Consider the following 20,931-nt stretch of genomic DNA (forward strand, 5'->3'; position numbering starts at 1 on the left):
CGCGCTTACGCGACCCCTCGACCGGCGCGCTTAAGGCGCCGTCTTGGGCAGCGAACGGGAGGCAGCTTGCGGAGCCATCCGCCGGCCCCGCCGCCGCACCGCGGACCGGTCTGCCCACGGGCCGGTTTCCTGCCAGATCAGCGCAAGCGTGAAGCACAGCGCTACCTCAATGATCTCGTCGCGGTAGAACAGGCTCGTCTCGGTCAGATTGTGGCCTGCGCAGAACAGCAGCAGGGCCAGCAGCAGAGCGCCGGCTCCGCGAGAGATCCGATGGCTGGTCAACAGCTTGATCACCGGCCACACGATCGCGCCTGCGACCACCAGAACCAGCCCCGGAATGCCCAACTGCACGAGCAGGTCGATATAGCCGCTATGGGCGGTTCCGACCGTGGTCACCCAGTCATCGGTATAGCGATTGATCGCCGTGTTGGCGCCTGTGTTCCAGAAACCGCCGTAGCCCCAGCCGTACCAGACCTTGTCGCGGATCGACTCAAGCGAGACCTCCCAGATGCGCACGCGGCCGGTGAACCCCGCGGGATCTCCGAACGGCGCGGATATCTCCTGCCAGTAGACGATGGCCAGCAGGTACAGCGCCGCCGCGCCGATGCAGAACAGCGGAATCAGCAGCACGCGATAGGCGGGATTGTAGCGGATGTAGATCCAGCCGCAGAATGTCGCGATCGCGAGAATGCCCATCGATGTCTTGGACATCGACATATGCAGGCAGAACAGGGCAGCAAGGATGATACCCCATCGCAACACGGGTTTCATTTTGCCGGGGTCGAAAAGGAAGACGATCACCGCAAATGCGCTGACGGAACCCACGTGGTTCTTGTGCATCATGATCCCGCGCCACGCGCCCACCAGCGCCTTGTCGCTCTCCGTCGCGGCCTGGTGCACGCCGAAGCTGGGGAATGCCAGCGCGGCCACATAATTGGCGACGAGGCAGATGACGACCATGATGCGGATCGCCTTCAGCGTTTCCTGGTAGGTGGACTGCCGCACGGTGAGGAAGATCGTCCACATCGCCAGCGTCGTCAGCGAGATTCGCCGCAGGGAGATGGAAAAATTGTACGACCAGGCAAGGCTAAGCCAGCACCACGCCAGCGCCACTGTGAGCGCGAGAGGGATCACGAACAGCCGCTCCGGCCGCGCCCAGGGGCGGGCGTTGGCCACTGCCAGCACGGCAAGGAGAATATAGGCGGCCTGCCGCACCGGGCTGCCTTCGCCGGTGAACGGCGCGGGCTTGTAGCTGATCACCGGCCCCAGGAAGGTCACCGCGAGCAGCAACAGGGAGAGCAATGCACCGATCGCCTGCGTGCGCGTCAGCCCGGCGGACGGGCCGGTAGCGCCAAGAGCGGGTGTGGAAAAAACGCTAGCCATCAAGCTGTTCCGAATCGTCCGTGGACGCAGCGCGCCAAAGGTGGAACGTCATCATGCCGGATGCCATTCGCACAAATTCCTTAATGCTCCCAGCGCTGTATTGGTGCGCCCGACGAAGGCAACCGTCCGCCCCGGGAAGCTGCCGGGATAGCCCGACGGCCGGGAGAGGCCAAGGAGAGGATTGTTACGGCCCCGATTCCGCACAGATTTCGTCACGACGTGGCGACCGGAGCGAGCCGATCGCGCCGCCCCTCGCAGGCTCACATGGAAACCTTCGCCCCTCACATCAGCAGGCGCTCGTACGCATCGATCATCGCATCGAAAGTCGCCTCCGCCCCCAGCTTCAGCGACAGCTGTGACAGGCGCGCATATTCTTCGGGATCGCCAAGCACGCTGTCGATCGTGCGAGCCAGGCCATCGGCGTCCGCAATTCCCACCGATCGGCCGCACAGCGTGCCATCGGCAGCGGTGATCCCCTCTATCTGCACGGGAACGTCAGACACGATGAGCGGAAGCCCCAGCTTCGCGGCTTCTACCAGCGCTAGGCTGTGCCCTTCGAACAGGCTGACTTGTGCGAAAACCTCTCCGGCCGCGAGGGCGGCAAGCGCCTCCTTCCGGGTCCGATGGCCGAGGAAATGGACATTCTCCTCGGCGCCGACCTCCTTGCGCAGGGCCAGCAGGGCTTCCCGGTCAGGACCGTCGCCCACGATGTTGAAGGTGACGTCCTTCAGCTTGCCCGCGGCGCGGATCAACAGCGGATAGTTCTTCTGTTCGGCAAGCCGGCCCGTCGCGACGACGATTCGGTTCGCGGCGGGGCGTGGAAGCGCCGCTTCGGCCAGCCCGACGATATAATCCTCCACGCCGGGCGGCAGCGCATTGTGAATGGTGATTCGCTTGTTCCGATAGGCGCGCGATTTGCCTGCAAGCGAATCGGAAACCGTGTTCGAAACGCTCACCACCGCCTTTACGCTGGGGAGCGAGCCCGCAACGCCGTCCACGAAATCCAGCGCGGGATTATGCGTCTGCACCGGGGAGTGGTGCGAGGTCACCACCTTCGTCCCGTTGCCCGCCAGCGCCGCGCAGACGCTTGCCAGGACGTTGGCAGCGGGCATGGCGGTGAAAACGATCTTCGGCCGGTCGCGCCGCAGGCGGCGGATGAGCGCCCACACCAGGCGCACCATGCCCAGAATGTTCGTGGGGCGGCGCTCCACAATATAGTTCCACGGCAGATGGTCGGCCGTCTCGCGTACCGTGGCCCGATAGGGATAGAGTGCCGCCAGCGTCACCTGGTGGCCGCGCGCCGCCAGGCCCTCGGCGAGATTGGCCCAGATCTCCTGCGCGCCGCCCGCGGAAGAATGAGACACCAGCACCATCACGGAAGAGGTTTCGGCCAAACGCTCGGTCGTCATATCGGAACACCCCTTTGACAGCGCCATCTTGCTGCGTTGGCGGCAATGCCCACACGGACCGCCCTTTTCAACGGCGCTGGCCGGAGGATCGGGACATTTATGTGAAGCGTCGCATCCAAGGACGGATCATAGGCCGTTGGCTGCTGCGCGGGCCACCCTGCGGCTTTTCCTTTTGCCGGCTGCATTTAGGGGAGACGGCAGGGCGACACTGTGCCAAGACGGAACAGCGTGAGGCTCCGCTTGCCCCTATTCAGCGCATGGGTTAACTGGCGCCGATCCTGAATTAAGAGATATTAACCAATGAAGCTCAACCTGCTGATTGCCGCTCTGCTGGCACTCGTGCTGGCGGCCTGCGCTCCGAACGCGGTGCTCGCGCCGGGGGACCGCGTGGCCTCTACCGCCACTGCGGTGGAAACCGATTATCAGCTGGGTGTCGGCGATCGCATAAAGGTTAATGTTTACAACGAGCCTGCCCTTTCCGGTGAGTTCGCAGTAAACGATGCGGGTAATGTATCCTTTCCGCTGATCGGCGATGTCCGTGCCGCAGGCACCACTCCCAGCGAAGTGGCCCGGGTGGTGCAGACGAAGCTCGCCGATGGGTATCTTCGCGATCCCAAGGTGAGCGTGGAGGTGGCGGTCTATCGCCCCTATTACATCCTGGGCGAGGTGAAGGCCCCCGGGCAGTATCCCTACGCCAGCGGCCTGACAGTGGTGAATGCGGTGGCGACGGCGCAGGGCTTCACGCCGCGCGCGCAGAAGGGCGTCGTGTTCATCCGCAAATTCGGCGAAGACACTGAAAAGCCTTATGAACTTACCCCGGACCTGAAGGTTTTCCCGGGGGACACGATCCGTTTCGGAGAGCGGTATTTCTGACCGCTTGCCGGGCGAAATGCTGAACCAGTCGTGCTCGCCGCTCTGCCGGAGTGGCGGGCGCTTCAAGAAACCGGGTTAACAGAAGGGAGGACGCATAATGAATAAGAGTCGGCTTTCGGGCGGAACGCTCTCGCGGAGCGCCATCGTCCTCGCTGTTTGTCTCGCATCTGCAGCGGGCAATGCGCAGGTGCGCCGCTCGCCTAACCTGTTCGAGAACTGTCCGCAGCTCACGCGGCTGTCCGCGAGCGAGCAGGAAGCGCAAGTGCAGGCGCTCGCCGCATCCATTCGTGCGGAGCTCAACCAGCTTCCCGCCACCGCCTCGGCGCAGGATGTGGAGGCCGCCATCGCCTTTGCCTTCAGCCAGGCCAATGCGCCCGCCGAGATTGCTCAGCGCGCACTGACCGCGCTGGAAAGCAATCCCAACCTTTCCAACAATGTCCGCCGGGCGCTGGTAAATGCGCGGCTCGCGCTTGCCGATTGCCAGGGCGGCATCGGCACCGCGGCCATCGGCCAGGCCGGCGCGGGAGCGGGAGGATTCTTCTCCTCCTCCCCCATAATCGGAGTCGGTGGCGGCGGATCGTCGAACTACACCAGCCAATAAGCCTGAACTTGAGGGGGGCCTGAACGCATCAGACCGAACGAACCTTCAGAATTCGGAGTCCGGAATGCGATCACTTACTTTCGCTGTGTCGATCTCGGTTTGCGCCGTGATTGCTCATTCATCACCCGCCCTGGCCCAGGAATGGGGGCAGGACGAAACCGTCATCGTTCCGCGCGCTGTCGAGCTCGACTATGATCGGGGCCGCAACGTCAGCGTGACCGAGCGCCCGCGGCCGGATTACGAGCCGCAGGGCATCCGGACCGGTGGCTTCCTCGTCTATCCCCGCATCGAGGCCGGGCTCGGCTACACCGATAACGCCTTTCGTACCGAAACGGACGAGAAGTCGGATGGATATGCGTCGTTCAGCCCCTCGGTGATGGCGCGCTCGGACTGGTCGCGGCACGCCATCCAGCTGGGCGCGGGCGGCCGTTTCCGGCGATACTTCGACTCCACCGCCCGCAATGAGGACGGATTCTACGTCAACGGCCTCGGCCGGGCGGACCTCGGCGAATCGCTGGCGATCACCGCCGAAGGGCGCGCCGGGCGGATCTATGAGTCTCCCTTCACGGCCGGCACTGACGCCGCACTCGTCGGCATTTCCAGCTATGACTACAATCTGGAAAGCCTGCGCGCCGCGCTGACGCTCAACCGCAACAAGATCTCGCTCGGCTATTCGCGCTCCGAATACGATTTCAACCGTATCGACGTGGGCAGCTCGACCTTCATTGACCAGTCGGACCGCGACCGGGTGATCGACAGCGTGGTCGGCCAGGTCGAACATGCGATCTCGCCCGACACGGCGCTGTTCGGCCAGCTGAGCTATGCACACACGGATTACGACCGGCCCCTGCTCACCGGCGCGGCTAACCGCGATTCGGACGGCTACCGGGTGCTCGCCGGCGTGCACATGGATCTTTCCGCGCTGCTGCGCGGCTCCATTGGCGTCGGGTATACCTGGCGCAGCTTCGATGATCCGGTCTATTCTGACGTGGACGGTTTCTCGGCCGAAGCGACGATCGAGTATTTCGCCTCCGCGCTGACCACCGTCAGCCTGGGCGCGCGGCGTGTGCTGGAGGATTCGAACTTCGCCACCATCGGTGCCTATTTCGACAACCGTGCCATTGTCCGCGTCGACCACGAATTGCTGCAGAACCTGATCCTGGATGCATCGGCATCCTATGCTCGTCAGAACTATATCGCATCGGCGCGGAAGAACGACGTCTTCCAGGGGTCTGCCGGCGCGCGCTATCTGATGACGCGCAATCTCGAGTCCCGTTTTGATGCAACATATTCAAATCGTAAGCGTGGCGGGCCCGATTACGATGGTGATCTCGACGAATTCCGTGTCGCTGCGTCGATGATCTTGAAGTACTGAGAGTTCGATGCTGCAGCGCAGCAATGATTCGTAAGAGGGCCGCATGACGGATTCGATGGATACTGCCGGGTATGAGGCCCGGCTGAGCGACGCATTGCGTTCGCTGAAGAGCCTGTTGCGCCGTCGATGGCTTACACTGAGCATCGTCACGGTGACGGTGTTTGCCATCTGCGCGACCGTTATCATGCTGATGGGCCCGAAATACGAAGCGATCGCCCGGGTGCAGATCGATCCTACCCGCGATCCCACCGTTGCCGCTTCGAACAGCGCGCAGGCGGATCTCGGCTCGGAGGCCATCGAAACCGAGGTTTCGATCCTGAACTCCGCCGCGCTGGCGCGGCAGGTCACCGAGGCGCTGAACCTGCAGCGCGATCCCGAGTTCGCTCCGTCCCTGGAGCCCGACGAAGCAGCGCAGCTTACGCCGGAGGAGCGCCTTCAGGCGGTATCCCGCAAGGTTCGCGACAATCTCACGGTCGGGCGTGATCGCCTGACCTATGTGATCAATATCGCCTACGAATCGAAGGATCCGGCCAAGTCGGCCGCCATCGCCAATGCCTTTGCCGAAAGCTACCTCGCGACCAAGGTGGGCGATCGCGTCGGCACGGCTGAGCAACAGGCCAAGTTCTACCGCGACAGGCTCGACGAGCTGGCCGGCGAAGTGCGCGCTGCCGACAGCGCCGTCGCCGCCTATCGCGCCCGGGCCGGCATTGTGGAGGGCATGGGCAACAGCACCATCGTCGATCAGCAGATCGGCCCGCTCTCCACGCAGCTCGCCACCGCAGAATCCGAGGCCGCCGAGGCGCGCGCCACGCTGGCGGCAGCTCGCCGGCAGATCGCCCAGGGCGGGCTGGACGCGGTCTCCGCTGTCCGTGGTTCGCCGGTGATCTCCGACCTTCGGCGCCAGCGCGCCGAGGTGCTTCGCAACATGGGCGAGGTGCTGGCCCGCTATGGCGAACGGCACCCCGAGAGCATCAAGATCCGCGAGCAGCTGTCCGCGCTCGACCAGCAGATTCAGGACGAAGCCCAGCGCGCCATCGGCTCGCTGGAGGCGCAGGCCAGCGCTGCGGAAGCCCGCGTATCCAGCCTGCGCAGCACGATGCGCCGGATGGAAAGCGAGCAATCCTCCAACACCCGCGCCGCGGCGACCGCCAACACGCTGGAACGTGAGGCGGAAAGCAAACGGGAAGCTTACGACCGGCTGGCCGAACTGGCGCAGAAGAGCGAACAGAACGTCAGCAACACCATCGCGCGCGCTACGATCGTTGATCGCGCGGTGCCTCCGGCGAGCCCGACCTCGCCCAATCGCCCCCTCCTTCTCGTTCTTGCGCTCGTCGTGGCCTGCGCCACAGGCGGCGCCACGATCATCGTGCAGGAACTGATGGTGGCCGGCATCCGCAGCGTCGGCGAGTTCGAATCCGCCATGGGCGTCTCGATTCTGGCCGCCCTGCCCCGGGTCAAGAACGCGCGCCCGGCAGACCTCGTGGTGGACAAGCCCGGCACGATGTATGCCGAGGCCATCCGCGTCGCACGCTCCACCCTGATCCGTCTGCAACCGGCGCCCAAGTCCATTGCGATTGCCTCCGCGCTGCCGGAAGAAGGCAAATCGACAACCAGCGTGGCCCTGGCGCGCATGCTGGCCCTGAATGGGGAAAAGGTGCTGCTGATCGACTGCGACCTGCGCCGCGCGGCGCTTGGCCAGGTGGTGCCCTCTTCCGTCGGTGCGCCCGGAACCGTGGAGCTGCTTTCCGGCGCCGCGACCATGCAGCAGGCAATCGTCCCGGATCGCGTTCCGGGGCTGGATCTGATCTATGTGCGCACCCCGCAGGTGGTGAACGAGGATATGTTCGGCGAACGCTTCCGGACCTTCCTGAGGAAAGCGGGCGAACAGTACGATCGCGTCGTGCTCGACCTTCCGCCGCTGGGCGGTCTGGCAGACGGTCGCGCTATCGCTGCGGCGGCCGATGCGACGCTGTTGATCGTGAAGTGGGGCTCCACGCCCAGCCAGCCGATCGAAGCCTCGGTCAACTGGCTGGAAACGGACGGTGCAAATCTGGTCGGCGCCATCTTCTCGATGGTCGATCCCTCGTCGGAAGCCATGGGTGGCATCTACTACTCCAACAAATACGGCAACTATTACCAGAAGGCGTAGGCCCGCTCCCGCCGCGGCGCCGACGGGAGAGGGCATGCGCCGACGGCTGCGGCCGTCCGCACTTCCCATCGGCGTATTGGTGGTGCTGCTGTTCGCCTCGCTTGTCGCTGCGCGGCGGGAACTGGAAGTGCGCCATTGGGCCGGCCTGCTCCAGGCACAACAGCTGGCTGCGGCGCGCGGCGAGCCCGTGGTCGACCACGCGCCCGATGAGCCTTCAGCTTCGCCCCGGGTGCTGATCCAGGCCGCCCTGTACAGAGCCCGGTTGGCGGAAGCCGCCACCGGGCCGCTTCGCGCGCAGCGGCTGGTGGAAGCCCAGAACTACATCGACCGAGCACTCGCCAAGCAGCCGCAATGGGGGGAAGGCCAGATCGTGGCCGCCTATGTCGCGGCGCTCAAGGGAGACAGCGAGGCCGGCGCGCTAGATCGGGCTCTTGCGCTCAGCTACCGCTATGCGCCCTATCTGCGCGATTCCGCCTTGTTCCGCCTTCAGCTGGGCCTGCCCCGATGGGCGGAGCTGCCCCCCGACACACGGGAGCACCTGATCGACGAAGCCGTCTGGTTCGCGCGGCTCGAGCCGGAAGCGCGCGAAGTGGTCATCATGAACATCCGAGGAAGCGGCGCCTATCGCTCGTTCCTCCGGCGCTGGTACGAGGTCAGGTCGCTCGACGCGGACCTTGCGTCCGGTCGGGCATCCACAGCAGGCCGGCCAGGAATGTCGTAAGGCAGGCAAGCCCCGGCACATCCAGGGCGATATCAACCATCGAACAGGCGAATACGATCCCGATGGCGCCGATGATGCCGTCACTTCCATGGCCCCAATGAAGCGCGGCAGCGCGGGTCACGGCGCTGCGGGCAACCAGCGCCGCAGCACCGGCGAGGAGCAGGAAGTAGACGATCCCTCCATCCAGCACGAACTGCAGCACGAGGTCATGTGCGGAATTGACCATCCACAAGCCCTGCGCGAGCCGAGGATCACCGAGATAGCGCGCGTTCAATGCCTCGAACGAGCCAAGGCCATATCCGAACCATGGCGAGCGGAGTGCGAGATCGGCGTAGTGCGACCACATCACCAGCCGGCCGGAGCGGTCCCCCGCCACGGCATCATCCAGCCGATCGACCAGCAAATCCGAAATGCCCGCCGCCATCACCAGAAACAGGACGATCGCGCCCGCCGCCACGATGATCCGCTGCGACGAACCGCTCTCCTTCTGCAGGGCGGCCTTGACCCCGAGGCCCAGGAGTACTGCGACAGTAATGGCACCGGCCGAACGAGACCCTGTAAGGAAGCAGACTTCCAGCAGGAGCGTGAGAGCCACGAGATACGCTCCCGCGTGCGCCAGTTCGCGCGGCTCGAGCCCTCGCCCGATCCGCACCTCAAGCACGCGCGCGAAAGCGAGCGCCGCCATCATGCCGAAATATGCGCCCGCTACATTGGCGTTGCTCAGCGTGCCGGTAAACCGCACCCCAGGGCGCGACTGCCACAAGTCGAGCGGAATCGCGCTGCCGAACGAATTCATCGCCACACCGAAGATGGCATTCAGGCAGCCCATCAAGATCAGCGTATCAACGGCCATCCGCAGGTTCTTGCGTCGATCGCCCAGCCGTGAACCGCACAGCAGTGCGCACAAAGCGGCGGCAATCCCCAGCGTCTCAGACAAGGCGAGGCCACCGCTCAGCAGATTGTCGCCCAGCGCGGGAATGGCCACCGGCAAAAGGGCCCAACAGGTGGCGCCGGCGACGAGCAGGACCGGCCCCCGCCGCGCGCGCCAGAACCGGGCATCGGGCGGCCAGACGAGGGTCAGCGCAAGGAGCGCGCCTGCCGCGAAGATGCAGGTCAGCGGATTGCCGAACGCATTGTTCAGACCGTTCAGCGTGATGGCGAGGCTGAAGAGCGCCGCAACCGCGACCGCGGCAAGGCGCGGGGTGCTGGTCGGCCTCTTCCACAGCACCGGCAGCCCCGCCCCGACATCTCCCCCCGGCTGATGATGCCGCTTCAATCCGTTCCTACTCGACAAGGACGCACTGCTCCTGCGGGGTTCCATCCTCGGGCGTGCACGGCGCGGGCTCCCCGTAAGTCCAACCTGACCCCTTGTAGCCGAGATAGACGCGTCCGAACACGTCCGGATCGGCACCCACGACGGAAACCTGATCGAGCTTGCCCGTGGGGAAGCGGCCGATCATCTGCCAGGAAGCGCCTTCGTCGATCGAACGCCAGATGCCATATTTCCCGTCCACCCGGCCGGAGATGTAGAGCGTAGGGTAGTCTGCCCCACTGGCAGCCTTGCCGAAGGCGATATCATCCACGCGCGTCAACCGGTCCAGCACCTGCCAGCTTTTGCCGCCGTCGGTGCTCCGCCGCAGCCGCGTGTCCCCGCCGCCCGCCACGGACGATGTGAAGAACAGATGCCCCGCCTTGCCGGGCACCGCGTGGAGCTTGGCCGCAAAGCCGCTCTGCGGGGCGATTTCCCTATCATACACCCGCTGCCAGTTTCGCCCACCGTCGCTGGTCTTCCAGAGGCCCAGTAGACCACGGTTTTTGCCGTTCCCGCTGTGAAACAGATAGAAGGTGGCCGGAAGGACGCGGTCGGCGGCCAGCAGCTTGCGCGGCATCCACCAGTCCCCATGGGTTCCGGTAAGCGGCAACTGCTCCCCCGGCAGCACCACGCGCTCCCAGCTTTTGCCTCGGTCGAGCGTGTAGAAGGGGGAGCGATAGTAGCTCGGCGCCCAGACGATGTTATCCTTGTTGTCGGCCGAGACGGCGATCATGCCGAAGGACATTCGCCATGGATCATCCGCTTTCGCTCCCGGTGGCGTGGGCAGCGTGGCGAATTTTGTCCAGCTTCGGCCGCCATCGGTGCTGAACCCTGCCAGCACGGAATCGCCGTCCTGCCAGCAGCAGCCGGTCCGCGTGTCGCTGGCATTGGTGACGATGAAGGATGGATCCGCCACGTTCCAGTCCATTTGCTGCGCGGAAATCAGCACGCGCGGCTTCGGGCCGAAGGTGGTCGAGAACTGATCGAGATCGTCCTTCACATGGATGCCGAAGTCCCATGCCGCGAACAGCGGCGCGCCGCCCGGCGGCTGGATCACGTCATTGGTCACCAGTTGCTCGATGCCGCGGACCTGCGTCACCCACTTCATCGAAAGATTGAGCAGACCGGGATCGGTGTGCATCGGCCCCACCCCGGTGGCGAACCAGAAGCGGCCGCTCTTCACCGGGTCGGGCATGACCATGCTCACGGGCACGTAGTTGAGATCGTTCACTTTCAGCCAGGGTGGATCGTTCTCGCCCACATCCACGCTGCGCAGCATCCGGTGCCAGCTGCTGCCGTCCGCGGAGGTCTGCGGGCGGCCACCCTGATCGAACACATAGAGCCGGCCGCTGGCGGGATCCGCCGCGATGGACGCGTAGTCGCGCTTGCGCAGGGCGCCGGTCGCCACCAGGTCCGTCCACGCCCCATCGGCATATCGCCATACGGACTTGGTATCCGGGTCCACGCCGTAGAACTTGCCGTCGGGCGTGAAGGTGCCGCGCTTCAGCCGCGTGGGCGCAGTCGTGCGGGAGGGAAGAGGCTTGAAGCTCCGCCCCTCGTCCTCGGAAACGAACATGCCGACCGCCGGAACGAAGGCCCACAGCTGCTCGCTCTCCGGCTTGAACCAGAACGAGGCGCCGATGGTTGGCAGCCTCTTGCCCTTTTTGGCCTTCTCACGCAGATCGCCGCTTTTCGGCAGGCTGGCGACCGGGGCCCAGTCGCGCCCCCCATTCTCGGTCCGCCACACGCCTGCAAGGGGCGAACCGAACAATGCAATGTCCGGATTGCGCGGGCTCACACCCATGAAGGGGCCGTACATTCTGAAATCGTCGTTCGGGTCGAACTCCAGCGGCGGCATGCCCTCTCCAAGCTGCCAATGCTTGCCCCGGTCATCCGTCCAGAACACCGCGCCCTTGATCGCCATGTAGATCCGCTGCGGATCGGATGGCGCCACCGCTATTTCGTACACGCCTTCCGCCATGCCGTTCTGGTCGCGGGCGAATTCCGGCATCGTCCATTCGGTGACGAGCTGCTCCCACCGGTCGAGTTCCGGCCGCCACAGATAGGCGCCATAGACATCCGCGCGGGCAACCATCGTTTCGCCCTTCGCGTCGCTGGAAAGACCGGTGATGAAGCCGCCCCCGCCGATTGCAACCGGCCGCCAGCGGTAGGTTTCTCCGGGCACGGCGCCATCCTGGCCAAGGGCCGCACCAGGCGCTTTGGGAGGGGAGGGCGAGCTTGCGAGCGCAACCCACGCCAGGACCGAGGCGATCACGACAACCGCAAGCATGGCCAGGGCGCGTGGCACGCCCGATGCTGTCGGTCTGATCAAGATGCTATTCTCCCTCGTCGCGGCGTCCGGCAAAGCCGGTGCGGGTAAGTCGCCGTTCAGGGCCTCTCAGCGGGCGTGCAATCGCTCTCGTCACTCTTCGTGATCAGGTGCCACATAGCAGAGGGGTTGGTCGAAATATACCGCACCCCCAGCCGGATCGGCTCAAGACTCGCACGGTACAGCCATTCGAGCCCGAGGTTCTGCAGGAGCTGCGGCGCTCGCCTGGCATCTCCGGAACAGAAATCAAACAGGCCGCCACAGGTGCGGATCCACCCAAGCCCCGCCAGGCGGCTGCGCTGCCGAAAAGCGAAGGCTTCCTGGCGCGGGCTTCCCAATCCCACCCACAGAACATCGGCGCCCGAATCGACGATCTGCCGGCAAAGGTCGATCTCGTCCTCCGGCGCGAAATAGCCGTGGCGCGTGCCCACGACCTGAAGGCCGGGATAAAGACCCGTCAGGCGGTCCGCAGCACGCGCTGCAACGCCGGGCTTGCCGCCAAGGAAGTAGAAGCGAAGGCCTTCGCGCGCAGCCATCCTGCACGCATCATGGACGAAATCGGTGGTGGCCACGCGCTCGGGAAAAGGTTTCTTCCAGAACAAGCGGGTGAAGTTCACCATCGGCATCCCATCGGCATCGACCACGTCCGCGTGGTCGATCAGCCGCCGGAACGCCTGGTCGCGGTGGTAGCGGGCGATGACCGAGCCATTCGACGAGACGACAATACGCGGCTCCGCCAGCGTGCCATCGCGCGCGGCAAGGCAATCTGCCGTCATCATTTCCGCAAACTGTAACCTCGTGCCTTTAGCCGTCATGATGCCGGCCAGGCAGGCCCGTTCCAGGCCGTCCGACCAGCTTCGGGCCTCAGGCGTTGTCACAAGGGGACTGGGAAGAGCGCTCAATGACAGAGCTGCTGTAGCATCGTTATGGTTAAGCACCGGCCCCCCACCTCCAGAAAGTCAGATCGCCCTATAGGACTAAAACCCTTTTGATTCAGGGAAATATCTCCAACGCATTCCGCGAAGTCCGGGCCTCAATCTCGAGTTTCGGGACGATGCCCGCAGGCGGGCAGTCACTCGGCTCGACAGGACGTGGAACTCAGCATGTTACCGGCGAGGCGACGTGCAACGCCGGTTGCGTCAAAGACATTTTCAGGCGACCTGGAACAAGGTTAACATCTCTCCTGTCTTGAAATCGAACACAAAAATCGCGCGCAGCCACATGCACCCCGGGGTGTGTGGCTGCGCGCGATCAGAAACGCAGCTTTTCCGTCGGTTTTCGCGCTTAGACCATCAGGATGAAATCTTGCGCCGTCAGCACCGGCCGGTTGTCCAGATGTGCGAACTGCACCGCCTCAGCCGCACCGTTGCCGTCCGGATCGTAGTACAAATTGCCGCTCGCCCGGTCGTAGATGATTCGGTCGTCCGCATCGACAGCGGTCGGGCCAGCCGCGAAGGCGGAAAGCGCGAAATGCCCGCCGACGTCCACGTCGTCGAAGATATGGCTGTCCAGGGCAATCTTGTCGGTGCCGTGCTTGAAGCCACGGAGGATGTCGACATCGTCATTGCCGATCGTGGTGTCGAAGACGAACATGTCCTTGCCACCGCCACCGATGAGAATGTCGGAGCCGAAGCCGCCGCGTAGCAGGTTTGAGCCCCAACCGGCGGAGATGATATCATCGCCGATGGTTCCGTCGTGTGTCCGCTCCAGCGCCGTCCAATGCGAATCATATTCGGTGGTCACCACGACGCCGTCCGCTGCAGGCCTGGAAACCTCCGCTCCGGCGAACTTCCAGTCCTTGTCGTAATGTAGGTTCCACACGGAGCCATCGTCGCGCACCGAAAGGTTATCCGCGCCGGTGAACTTCGCGTTGGCATCGAAATGACGCGTACTCGTCACGCCGTCCTTCACCGAGATTTCATCCGAGCCGGTGAACTGCCACTTCGCGTCGTAATAGCGGATCGAGCTCGCACCATCGCCCTTGTCGACCACGTTGCGCGCACCGGTAAAATGCCAACCCGAGTCGTAAGACCGGATGCTGGTCTGCCCGGAAGCGAGCACCACGGTGTTTTCGGCGCCCAGGAAAGTCCAGTTCTGGTCGAAATGCTGCAGGGAGGTCTTCCCGTCGGCCTTCTCCGTAAACTGATCGGCGCCGGTGAACTTGCCGTTGGCATCGAAGAACTGCGTCTCGGTCATCTCCCCATGGCACTTCGCCACTTCGGACTTCACCAGCTTGCCATCGGTGTTGCACCATTCCGTCTTGGACAGATCGCCGTCGTGCGTCGTGCTCTTGAACCCGACCAGCGCGCCCGCAGTGACGATGTCCTCGACATGGACCGCAGGCTCGGGCGGGATCTCGGTGACGGTGGTCCCGGCGCCGGTGACCTCCTTCCTGATGATCGTCCCGTCGTCCCCGCGGGTTTCGAGCGTGAAGTCGAGGTTGTTCACCGTCAGCGACCCGTTGCCGAACACTACTTCCGCGCCGAGGTTGATCGAGGCGAGATATTCGTCAGAAGAGACGATACCGAGCTTCTCGAGCGTGCCAAGCAGGGCCACCATGTCGAGCTGTCCGCTCGGCCAGTCCTTGTCGAATACGACCGCCGTGTAGGTGCCCTCGTGATAGATCGAGGCCGTCTGGCCGTCCTGCGTATAGGTGCCGACCACCTTGCCGACCGGGGGGAAATCGCCCGTGTGGAGCCACACCATCAGCTCGTTGGTGATGCTTTCGCGCCCGCCGAACGGCTTGTCGGTCAGCCAGATGTCATAGGAGACGTTGAAGCCCGAAACGGTCCCGCTGAAGCTCACGTCAAAATCGATCTTCAGCGAGGCGATATCGTCCACCTGTACAGGGAACACGGCCGCCGTGTCGGTGGGATTGCCCTTGTGGCCGACCGCGGCCTTCGGATTCACGCCGAAGGACACCTCCGGATAGGCGAGGATGTTGTAGGCCGACTTGGTTCCGTAGGGATAGGACCAGGTGAACTCGGTTCCACTGGTCATGTCGTCGCGACTGTAAACGCTGTCGAGCGTGTAATCCACGCCTTCCACCAGCTGCCCGGAACCCCAGGCGTTGTTGTGAACATACCAGCCGTGGGCGTTGAAGGCCCTGCCGGCGCCGTCCATCTCAAGATAGCCCTCTGTCGCCTGCGGCGCAGGAAGGCGGAACTCGAAATCGGTGGCCTGCAGTTTGAACAGGGCCGTGTTCTGCAAGACCAGCGTATCACCGCCCAGGTAGAACTGTACGTCCGCCCCGACCTGCCGGCCGTGGGTGAGCAACTCTTCAAAGCTGTGGACGCCGAAATCCTTCAACCGGATGCTGTCCCAGCCCTGCTGGAAGTTCACGACGGTGTCCCGTCCGCTTCCTTTGCCGAACTCGAAGATGTCGGACCCTGCGCCGCCGATCAGCGTGTCGTTTCCGGCCATGCCGTTGAGCGTCGAACCGTAGGGGCTGGCAGTGATCGTGTTGGCAAGGGCATTGCCGACGCCGAGCGTGTTGCCCTTGGTGAACAGGACGAGATTCTCCACATTGTCCGGCAGAGTGACTGCTCCCCAGAACCGGGCGTTGAAAGTATCGACACCTTCACCCGCTCGTTCCAGAATACGCACGTCGGCGCTCCAGACATTGTAAGTGTCATGGCCTTTACCGCCTGAAAGCCACGCTCCCGGGGCGCCGATGAGCATGTCATTAGTTCCGGCATCCACTAAACTCTGGGAAGTGGTCGCTGTGGCTTGCATTTGCGTGGAGGACATTTATTCGATTCCTGGTGTGTGGGGTACACCAGCTATCGGCCTCTCCAGTGTATTCGGCGTTAGAGGTCAGGCCTAATGACATATAAACCATAGAAAACTTTGGCAGGGCCCGGAGCCGTGCGGGCCGCCTCTCTTGGTCCGATCGCGACACTGATCGGTGTAAATCTGTGCATGATCGAGACGATCCGCGCGCAACACGGCAGTTTTGTGCAATTGCGAAGGCTTGGCCTTGTCGCCCCCGCGCGCACCATCTATCAGGCAATCGCCTCAGTTCGCGCAGACTGAAAGTCTTCGCGGGCAGTCGGGTGGGACTGCTGAAGGACAGGTCAAGGCTTTGAAAGTTACCGTCGGCATCAAGGCCCTCAACGAGGAGAAGCATATCGCCCGCGCGCTTGCGAGCGCGGTGGCGGCTGTGCGGCCGCTGAGCGGCGAGGTAGTGCTGGCGGACAGCGGATCCACCGACCGGACGCTCGAAATCGCTAGCGAGTTCCCCGTACGGATCGTCCAGTTGGCCAATCCGGCAGAGCGGTGCTGCGGCGCCGGAGCCCAACTGGCCTTCGAGCATGCCCGCGGAGAATATTTCTACCTGCTCGATGGGGACATGGTGCTCGATCCGGAATTTTTGCCGGTCGGTATCGCCTATCTGGAAGCGCATCCGGAGGTCGCCGGTGTCGGCGGGCGGGTGCGCGAAATGGAAACCACGGCCGAGGAGTTTCAGATCAGGGCCAAGGCCACCGCGCAACGCAGCGGCTGGCAGCCCGGCATCGTGGACCGGCTGGATTGTGGCGGCCTGTATCGCACCGAAGCCATCCGCCAGGTGGGCTGGTTTGCCGATCGCAATCTCCACGCGTTCGAAGAATTCGAACTCGGCTCGCGGCTGCAGGCCAAAGGCTGGAAACTGGCGCGGATCGATCAGCCCGCGGTCGAGCATTATGGCCATGCCGTCGGCGGCTACAAGCTGCTGCTGCGCCGCATGAAGTCGGGCTATTCGGGCGCACCGGGCGAGGTGCTGCGTGGGGCCTTGGGCAGGGCCCACTTGCCTATCGTGCTGCGGCGTCTCGGCCATGTCCGCACCGGATTGGTGGTTATCGCCTGGTGGCTGTTGTTGCTCGCCTGTATCGCAACCGGCAATTGGCTGCCACTAATCGCCCTCCTCATCGCACCGCTCGCCTTTCTCAGCTGGCGCCGGGGGTCGATCAAGCTCGGGCTGTATTCGCTCACCGCGTGGAACGTCAGCGCGATCGGGCTGATCCAGGGAATCTTCCGGCGGCGCGCGGATCCGAACAGGCGCCTGGCCGCGCGGATCATCGTGGACGCTGGTGACGGATCGAAGGGCAGCCCCTCTCCGGCATCCACCGCCCCTCATCCTCTGTCGCAATAGTGCCGATCACTTCGGAAGCTTTGCCCAGGCTTCAGCGCTACGCCGTTGCTGGGGTAGGGCCGTTTTCGGGTGCCCTGGCCCAGTTCCTGCTCTCGCTCCTGGTGTTGCGCTCGCTCGGCGCGGCGGAGTTCGGCACCTTTTCCTTCCTGATTATCGCGTCCATCTTTAGCGCCGGCGTGTGCAGCGCGCTGTTTTGCGCCCCCTTGCCGGCCCTGCTGCACAAGAGCGGGCAGGCCGAGCGTGCGGCGCTGCTTCGCTGCATCTTCGCGATGAGCGGCATGGCCGCCCTGCTGGCGCTGGCGGTGTTCCTCGGCATGGGCCTCGCCCTGCGGCTTCCCTTTGTGGAAGCGCTGCTGTTCGCCATCTACGCCGCCCTGTTTCTGCTGCGCTGGTTCGGTCGGTCCTATTTCTACGCCATCGGCGACCGGCTGCGCACCGCCCGTTCGGACATCGTCTATTCCGCGGTACTGCTGGTGGGGATCGGCGGGCTGGCCGCCACTGGGCGCGTGTCATTGCAGCTGAGCTTCGCCGTGCTGCTCGTCTCCATCCTGGCGGCCTTGCTGACCTTCGGCCTGCCCTATCTGCAGCGCCAGTTCCTGTCCTTCTACCCAGCCGCCTTCGCGGATTACCGGCCGATCTGGCGCGCCCATTCGGGCTGGTCTCTGCTTGGCATCGTGACGACCGAGGCGACGATCAATTCGCATGCCTATATCGTCACCCTGATCGCAGGGCCCACAGCCTATGCCCCCGTCGCCGCCACGGCGCTGCTGGTGCGCCCGCTCAACGTTCTCCAGAACGCTCTCGAAGAGTTCGAGCGGCCACAGATGGCCGCGGAGCTCGCCGGTGGCCGCATGCACGCCGTGATCCATTCGGCGGCCCAGTTCCGCCTCGTACTCTTTGCGGGTCTGCTGGCTACTGCCCTGGCAGCGGCGGTGATGTTCGTGCTGTTTCCCAACGTGCTGTTCCCCCGCGAGTATTCGATGGCGGTGCTGATCACCGGGGCAGCGCTGTGGATCGGGGCGGCGGCGGTGCGGCTGGTGCGCGTACCGGACTCGACGATGCTGCAGGCGGGCGGAGAATTCCGCCGCCTTGCCTGGTCCAGCGTCGTCGCCTGTGGGTTCTCAATCGTTTCGGTGCTGTTTCTGCTCGCGCTCGCCGGGCCGATCTGGTCGATCGGCGGCATCATTATCGGCGAGATCGCCTTCTGCACCTGCGTGCTGCACCAGTCGCGCCGGTGGCGGAGCTCGCCCGAGGGGGCAAACCGCAGGAAAGCGCTGGCGACCTCCACTCCGCGGGCAGGCCAGCCATGATCAAGGCTCTGCCCAAGCTCACGCGCTATGTCGTCGCCGGCCTCGGCCCGATTTCGGGGGCCGTGGCGCAGTTCGTGCTTTCGCTCCTGCTGCTACGGCTGCTCACACCGGGGGAGTTCGGCAGCTTCTCTTTCCTCCTCACCACCTCCTTCTTCACGGCAGGAATCTGGAGCGCGCTGTTCTGCGCGCCCCTGCCCGCGCTGCTCAACAACGCCGGCCCCGAAGAGCGCGAACGGCTGGTCCGGTGCATATTCGGCGTGAACCTGCTGGCGGCAATGATTGCCTTTCCGCTCATCGCCGGGCTTGGTCTTGCGCTGGGCCTGCCAATGGCGCCGGCCCTGCTGTTTGCCGGTTACGCCGTGGCCTTCCTCCTGCGCTGGTTCGCGCGCGCCTATGCCTATGCGACCGGCAATCGCCTGCGTACCATGGCGTCCGACCTCACCTATTCTTCCACTCTGCTCCTGGGCATCGGTACGCTGGCCTATCTCGATATTACGTCACTGGTGCTGGCTTATACCATCCTGCTCGTCAGCGTGGTGGCCGGCCTGCTCCCCTTCGGCGCGGCCTATCTCAAACGCCAGTTCACCTCTTTTCACCCCAGCGCCTTCGCCGAATATATCCCGATCTGGAAAAGCCATTCGGGCTGGTCGCTGATGGGGATCATCACGACCGAGGCGACCGTCAATTCCCACGTCTATATCGTCACTGCCGTGGCGGGACCGGCAGCCTATGCGCCGATTGCGGCGACCGCTCTCATGATCCGCCCCATCGGTGTGCTGCAGAATGCGCTGGTGGAATATGAACGGGCTCACATGGCGATGGATCTGGCGGCGGGGCACGTGGAGAGGGTGTTCAAGACGGCACGTCAGTTTCGCTGGATGCTCCTGGCGGTGCTGCTGGGCACGGCAGCTGCCGTTGCCGGCATGTTCCTCTTTGCGCCGAACCTGGTCTTCCCCCCGACCTATCCTTTGGCCACGATGGCCACGGGATCGGCCCTATGGATGTGCGTGGCCGGCTTGCGCCTGATCCGCGCGCCTGAGGCGACGATGCTGCAGGCCGGCGGCGCCTTCCGGCGGCTCGCCTGGGCCAGCGCAGGATCGTGCGGCTTCTCCATCGCGACGGTCTTCCTGCTCCTGTTCCTGGTTGGCCCGTTGTGGTCGATCGGCGGCATTATCCTGGGGGAGACGGCCTTCTGTATCTGGATCGTGCGCCAATCGCTGCGTTGGCGCGCCGAGGTCCGGGGCAAGGCCACCAACGCCGCCAGCGAAGTTCTGGCACCAAGTTAAACCGAGAGCGTGGCATACCGGTGCCGTAGCAGGCGATTGGTCCGGTGACCGGCCGCCAGTACGATCGAATGAGTAAGGAGAACAGCATGACGCCGGACAAGCGATTTCATGAGATGCGGTTCATGCGGCCGTCCTTCTTCCTGCGCCGGCTCGCCCGCAAGAGCACCTTCAACACCGAGCTGACGCGAGGCGCCCAGCTCTCGGAAGAACAGCGGGCGCATCTGGCGGAAACCTCGCTTTCGGCGCAGCGCCAGTTCGAAGACAAGCAGTTGCTGTTCGTCTTCGGACTGATGCCGCGCAGCGGGACCAATTTCCTTTACGAAATGATGCTGCATATCTCGCAGGTCGAGCGGCCCGGCATTGCGTTCGACGAACTGCCGATCCTGGCCTGGCCGCAGGCGTTCGACGGCCCTCTTGAGCTCATCAACCATTACCACCCGCCGAGTGCGCAGGCGTTCGACCGTCTTAGCTGGCTCGCCTTTGCGGCAGCTGGCCTCCGCAATCGCCTGCTGGATATGGCGCCCGAAGGTTCGATGACCCTCATCAAGGAACCGCATTTCTACGGCATCGATCTTTTCCCGCTGGTCTTCCCGCAGGACCGCGCAGTGCTCGTGGTGCGGGACGGCCGCTATATCGTCGACAGTTTCCGCCGCAGCTTCACGAAGAACCCGTGGAGCCGCTCGTTCGAAGATCTTTGCGTGGAGTTCCGCGAAGCCGCGCAGGCCGTGGAGCGATTCCGTAGCGGACCCTATGGCGATCGCATGATGATCGCGCGATATGAGGACGTGAATGCCGACCGACGCGGCTATGCCGAGAAGATTCTCGCATGGTTGGGGCGTGAACCGCGCGCCGGTGACCTCGACGGGCTGGACGACATGCCGATCTATGGGTCCTCCGTGCGCTCCGTGGGTCAGGGCGGAGGCGTCGACTGGACCCCGGTAAAAGACAAAGCCTACAATCCTGCAACCCGGGCAATCGAATGGACATCTGCCCAGCGAAAGATGTTCGAGGCCATCTGCGGGGAAGCCAACCGGCGGCTTGGCTACGACTGA

At 64.2% G+C, this 20,931-nt stretch carries 15 protein-coding genes; 9 read left to right on the top strand and 6 right to left on the bottom strand.

Features of this window, described 5'->3' with window-relative positions; all coding sequences use genetic code 11:
- Positions 1–30: 30 nt before the first annotated feature.
- Together AEB_RS00410 and AEB_RS00415 are read right to left on the bottom strand one after the other, a co-directional pair.
- The gene (locus AEB_RS00410) at positions 31–1,383 is read right to left on the bottom strand and encodes an O-antigen ligase family protein (RefSeq protein ID WP_119081314.1); all 1,353 of its coding nucleotides are present in this window, start codon (positions 1,381–1,383) and stop codon (positions 31–33) included.
- 281 nt (positions 1,384–1,664) lie between these two features.
- Positions 1,665–2,792 carry a glycosyltransferase family 4 protein gene (locus AEB_RS00415; protein ID WP_172592946.1) on the bottom strand — a complete coding sequence of 376 codons (1,128 nt, stop codon included), beginning with the start codon at positions 2,790–2,792 and terminating at the stop codon, positions 1,665–1,667.
- 300 nt (positions 2,793–3,092) lie between these two features.
- Here AEB_RS00415 and AEB_RS00420 point away from each other — a divergent pair, with 300 nt between their 5' ends.
- The 5 genes from AEB_RS00420 to AEB_RS00440 all read left to right on the top strand — a co-directional run bounded on the left by AEB_RS00420 (position 3,093) and on the right by AEB_RS00440 (position 8,511).
- Positions 3,093–3,665 carry a polysaccharide biosynthesis/export family protein gene (locus AEB_RS00420; RefSeq protein WP_119081316.1) on the top strand — a complete coding sequence of 191 codons (573 nt, stop codon included), beginning with the start codon at positions 3,093–3,095 and terminating at the stop codon, positions 3,663–3,665.
- Positions 3,666–3,762: 97 nt separating this feature from the next.
- Complete coding sequence (locus tag AEB_RS00425; RefSeq protein WP_119081317.1) at positions 3,763–4,266, top strand: hypothetical protein; 504 nt, start codon at positions 3,763–3,765, stop codon at positions 4,264–4,266.
- A gap of 64 nt (positions 4,267–4,330) precedes the next feature.
- Positions 4,331–5,641: an outer membrane beta-barrel protein gene (locus AEB_RS00430; protein WP_119081318.1), complete on the top strand. Its 1,311-nt coding sequence runs from the start codon at positions 4,331–4,333 to the stop codon at positions 5,639–5,641.
- A gap of 43 nt (positions 5,642–5,684) precedes the next feature.
- Positions 5,685–7,790 (top strand): GumC family protein, encoded by a 2,106-nt coding sequence (locus AEB_RS00435; protein ID WP_119081319.1) that lies wholly within the window; start codon positions 5,685–5,687, stop codon positions 7,788–7,790.
- A gap of 34 nt (positions 7,791–7,824) precedes the next feature.
- Complete coding sequence (locus tag AEB_RS00440) at positions 7,825–8,511, top strand: hypothetical protein (protein ID WP_119081320.1); 687 nt, start codon at positions 7,825–7,827, stop codon at positions 8,509–8,511.
- Here AEB_RS00440 and AEB_RS00445 read toward each other — a convergent pair.
- From AEB_RS00445 to AEB_RS00460, 4 genes are all read right to left on the bottom strand, one after another.
- Complete coding sequence (locus AEB_RS00445) at positions 8,444–9,832, bottom strand: O-antigen ligase family protein (RefSeq protein WP_119081321.1); 1,389 nt, start codon at positions 9,830–9,832, stop codon at positions 8,444–8,446. The genes AEB_RS00440 and AEB_RS00445 overlap by 68 nt on opposite strands.
- The gene (locus AEB_RS00450; RefSeq protein WP_197714459.1) at positions 9,795–12,155 is read right to left on the bottom strand and encodes a WD40/YVTN/BNR-like repeat-containing protein; all 2,361 of its coding nucleotides are present in this window, start codon (positions 12,153–12,155) and stop codon (positions 9,795–9,797) included. Before AEB_RS00450 ends, AEB_RS00445 begins: the two co-directional genes overlap by 38 nt.
- 56 nt (positions 12,156–12,211) lie before the next feature.
- Complete coding sequence (locus AEB_RS00455) at positions 12,212–13,054, bottom strand: WecB/TagA/CpsF family glycosyltransferase (RefSeq protein WP_197714460.1); 843 nt, start codon at positions 13,052–13,054, stop codon at positions 12,212–12,214.
- A 382-nt stretch (positions 13,055–13,436) separates the two neighbouring features.
- The gene (locus tag AEB_RS00460; protein ID WP_172592947.1) at positions 13,437–15,833 is read right to left on the bottom strand and encodes a GH12 family glycosyl hydrolase domain-containing protein; all 2,397 of its coding nucleotides are present in this window, start codon (positions 15,831–15,833) and stop codon (positions 13,437–13,439) included.
- A 403-nt stretch (positions 15,834–16,236) separates the two neighbouring features.
- On the opposite strand from AEB_RS00460, the gene AEB_RS00465 reads away from it, so the two are divergent.
- From AEB_RS00465 to AEB_RS00480, 4 genes are all read left to right on the top strand, one after another.
- Positions 16,237–17,283: a glycosyltransferase gene (locus AEB_RS00465; RefSeq protein ID WP_119081323.1), complete on the top strand. Its 1,047-nt coding sequence runs from the start codon at positions 16,237–16,239 to the stop codon at positions 17,281–17,283.
- Between the two features lie 20 nt (positions 17,284–17,303).
- Positions 17,304–18,593, top strand: a complete 1,290-nt coding sequence (locus AEB_RS00470; protein WP_145985246.1) for a hypothetical protein — start codon at positions 17,304–17,306, stop codon at positions 18,591–18,593.
- The gene (locus AEB_RS00475) at positions 18,590–19,879 is read left to right on the top strand and encodes a hypothetical protein (protein ID WP_119081325.1); all 1,290 of its coding nucleotides are present in this window, start codon (positions 18,590–18,592) and stop codon (positions 19,877–19,879) included. The genes AEB_RS00470 and AEB_RS00475 overlap by 4 nt, the downstream gene beginning before the upstream one ends.
- An 86-nt stretch (positions 19,880–19,965) precedes the next feature.
- On the top strand, positions 19,966–20,931 hold the full coding sequence (locus AEB_RS00480; protein ID WP_172592949.1) for a sulfotransferase family protein: 966 nt from the start codon (positions 19,966–19,968) through the stop codon (positions 20,929–20,931).

This window comes from Altererythrobacter sp. B11 (assembly GCF_003569745.1).
In the GTDB taxonomy this organism is placed as follows: Bacteria; Pseudomonadota; Alphaproteobacteria; order Sphingomonadales; family Sphingomonadaceae; genus Croceibacterium_C.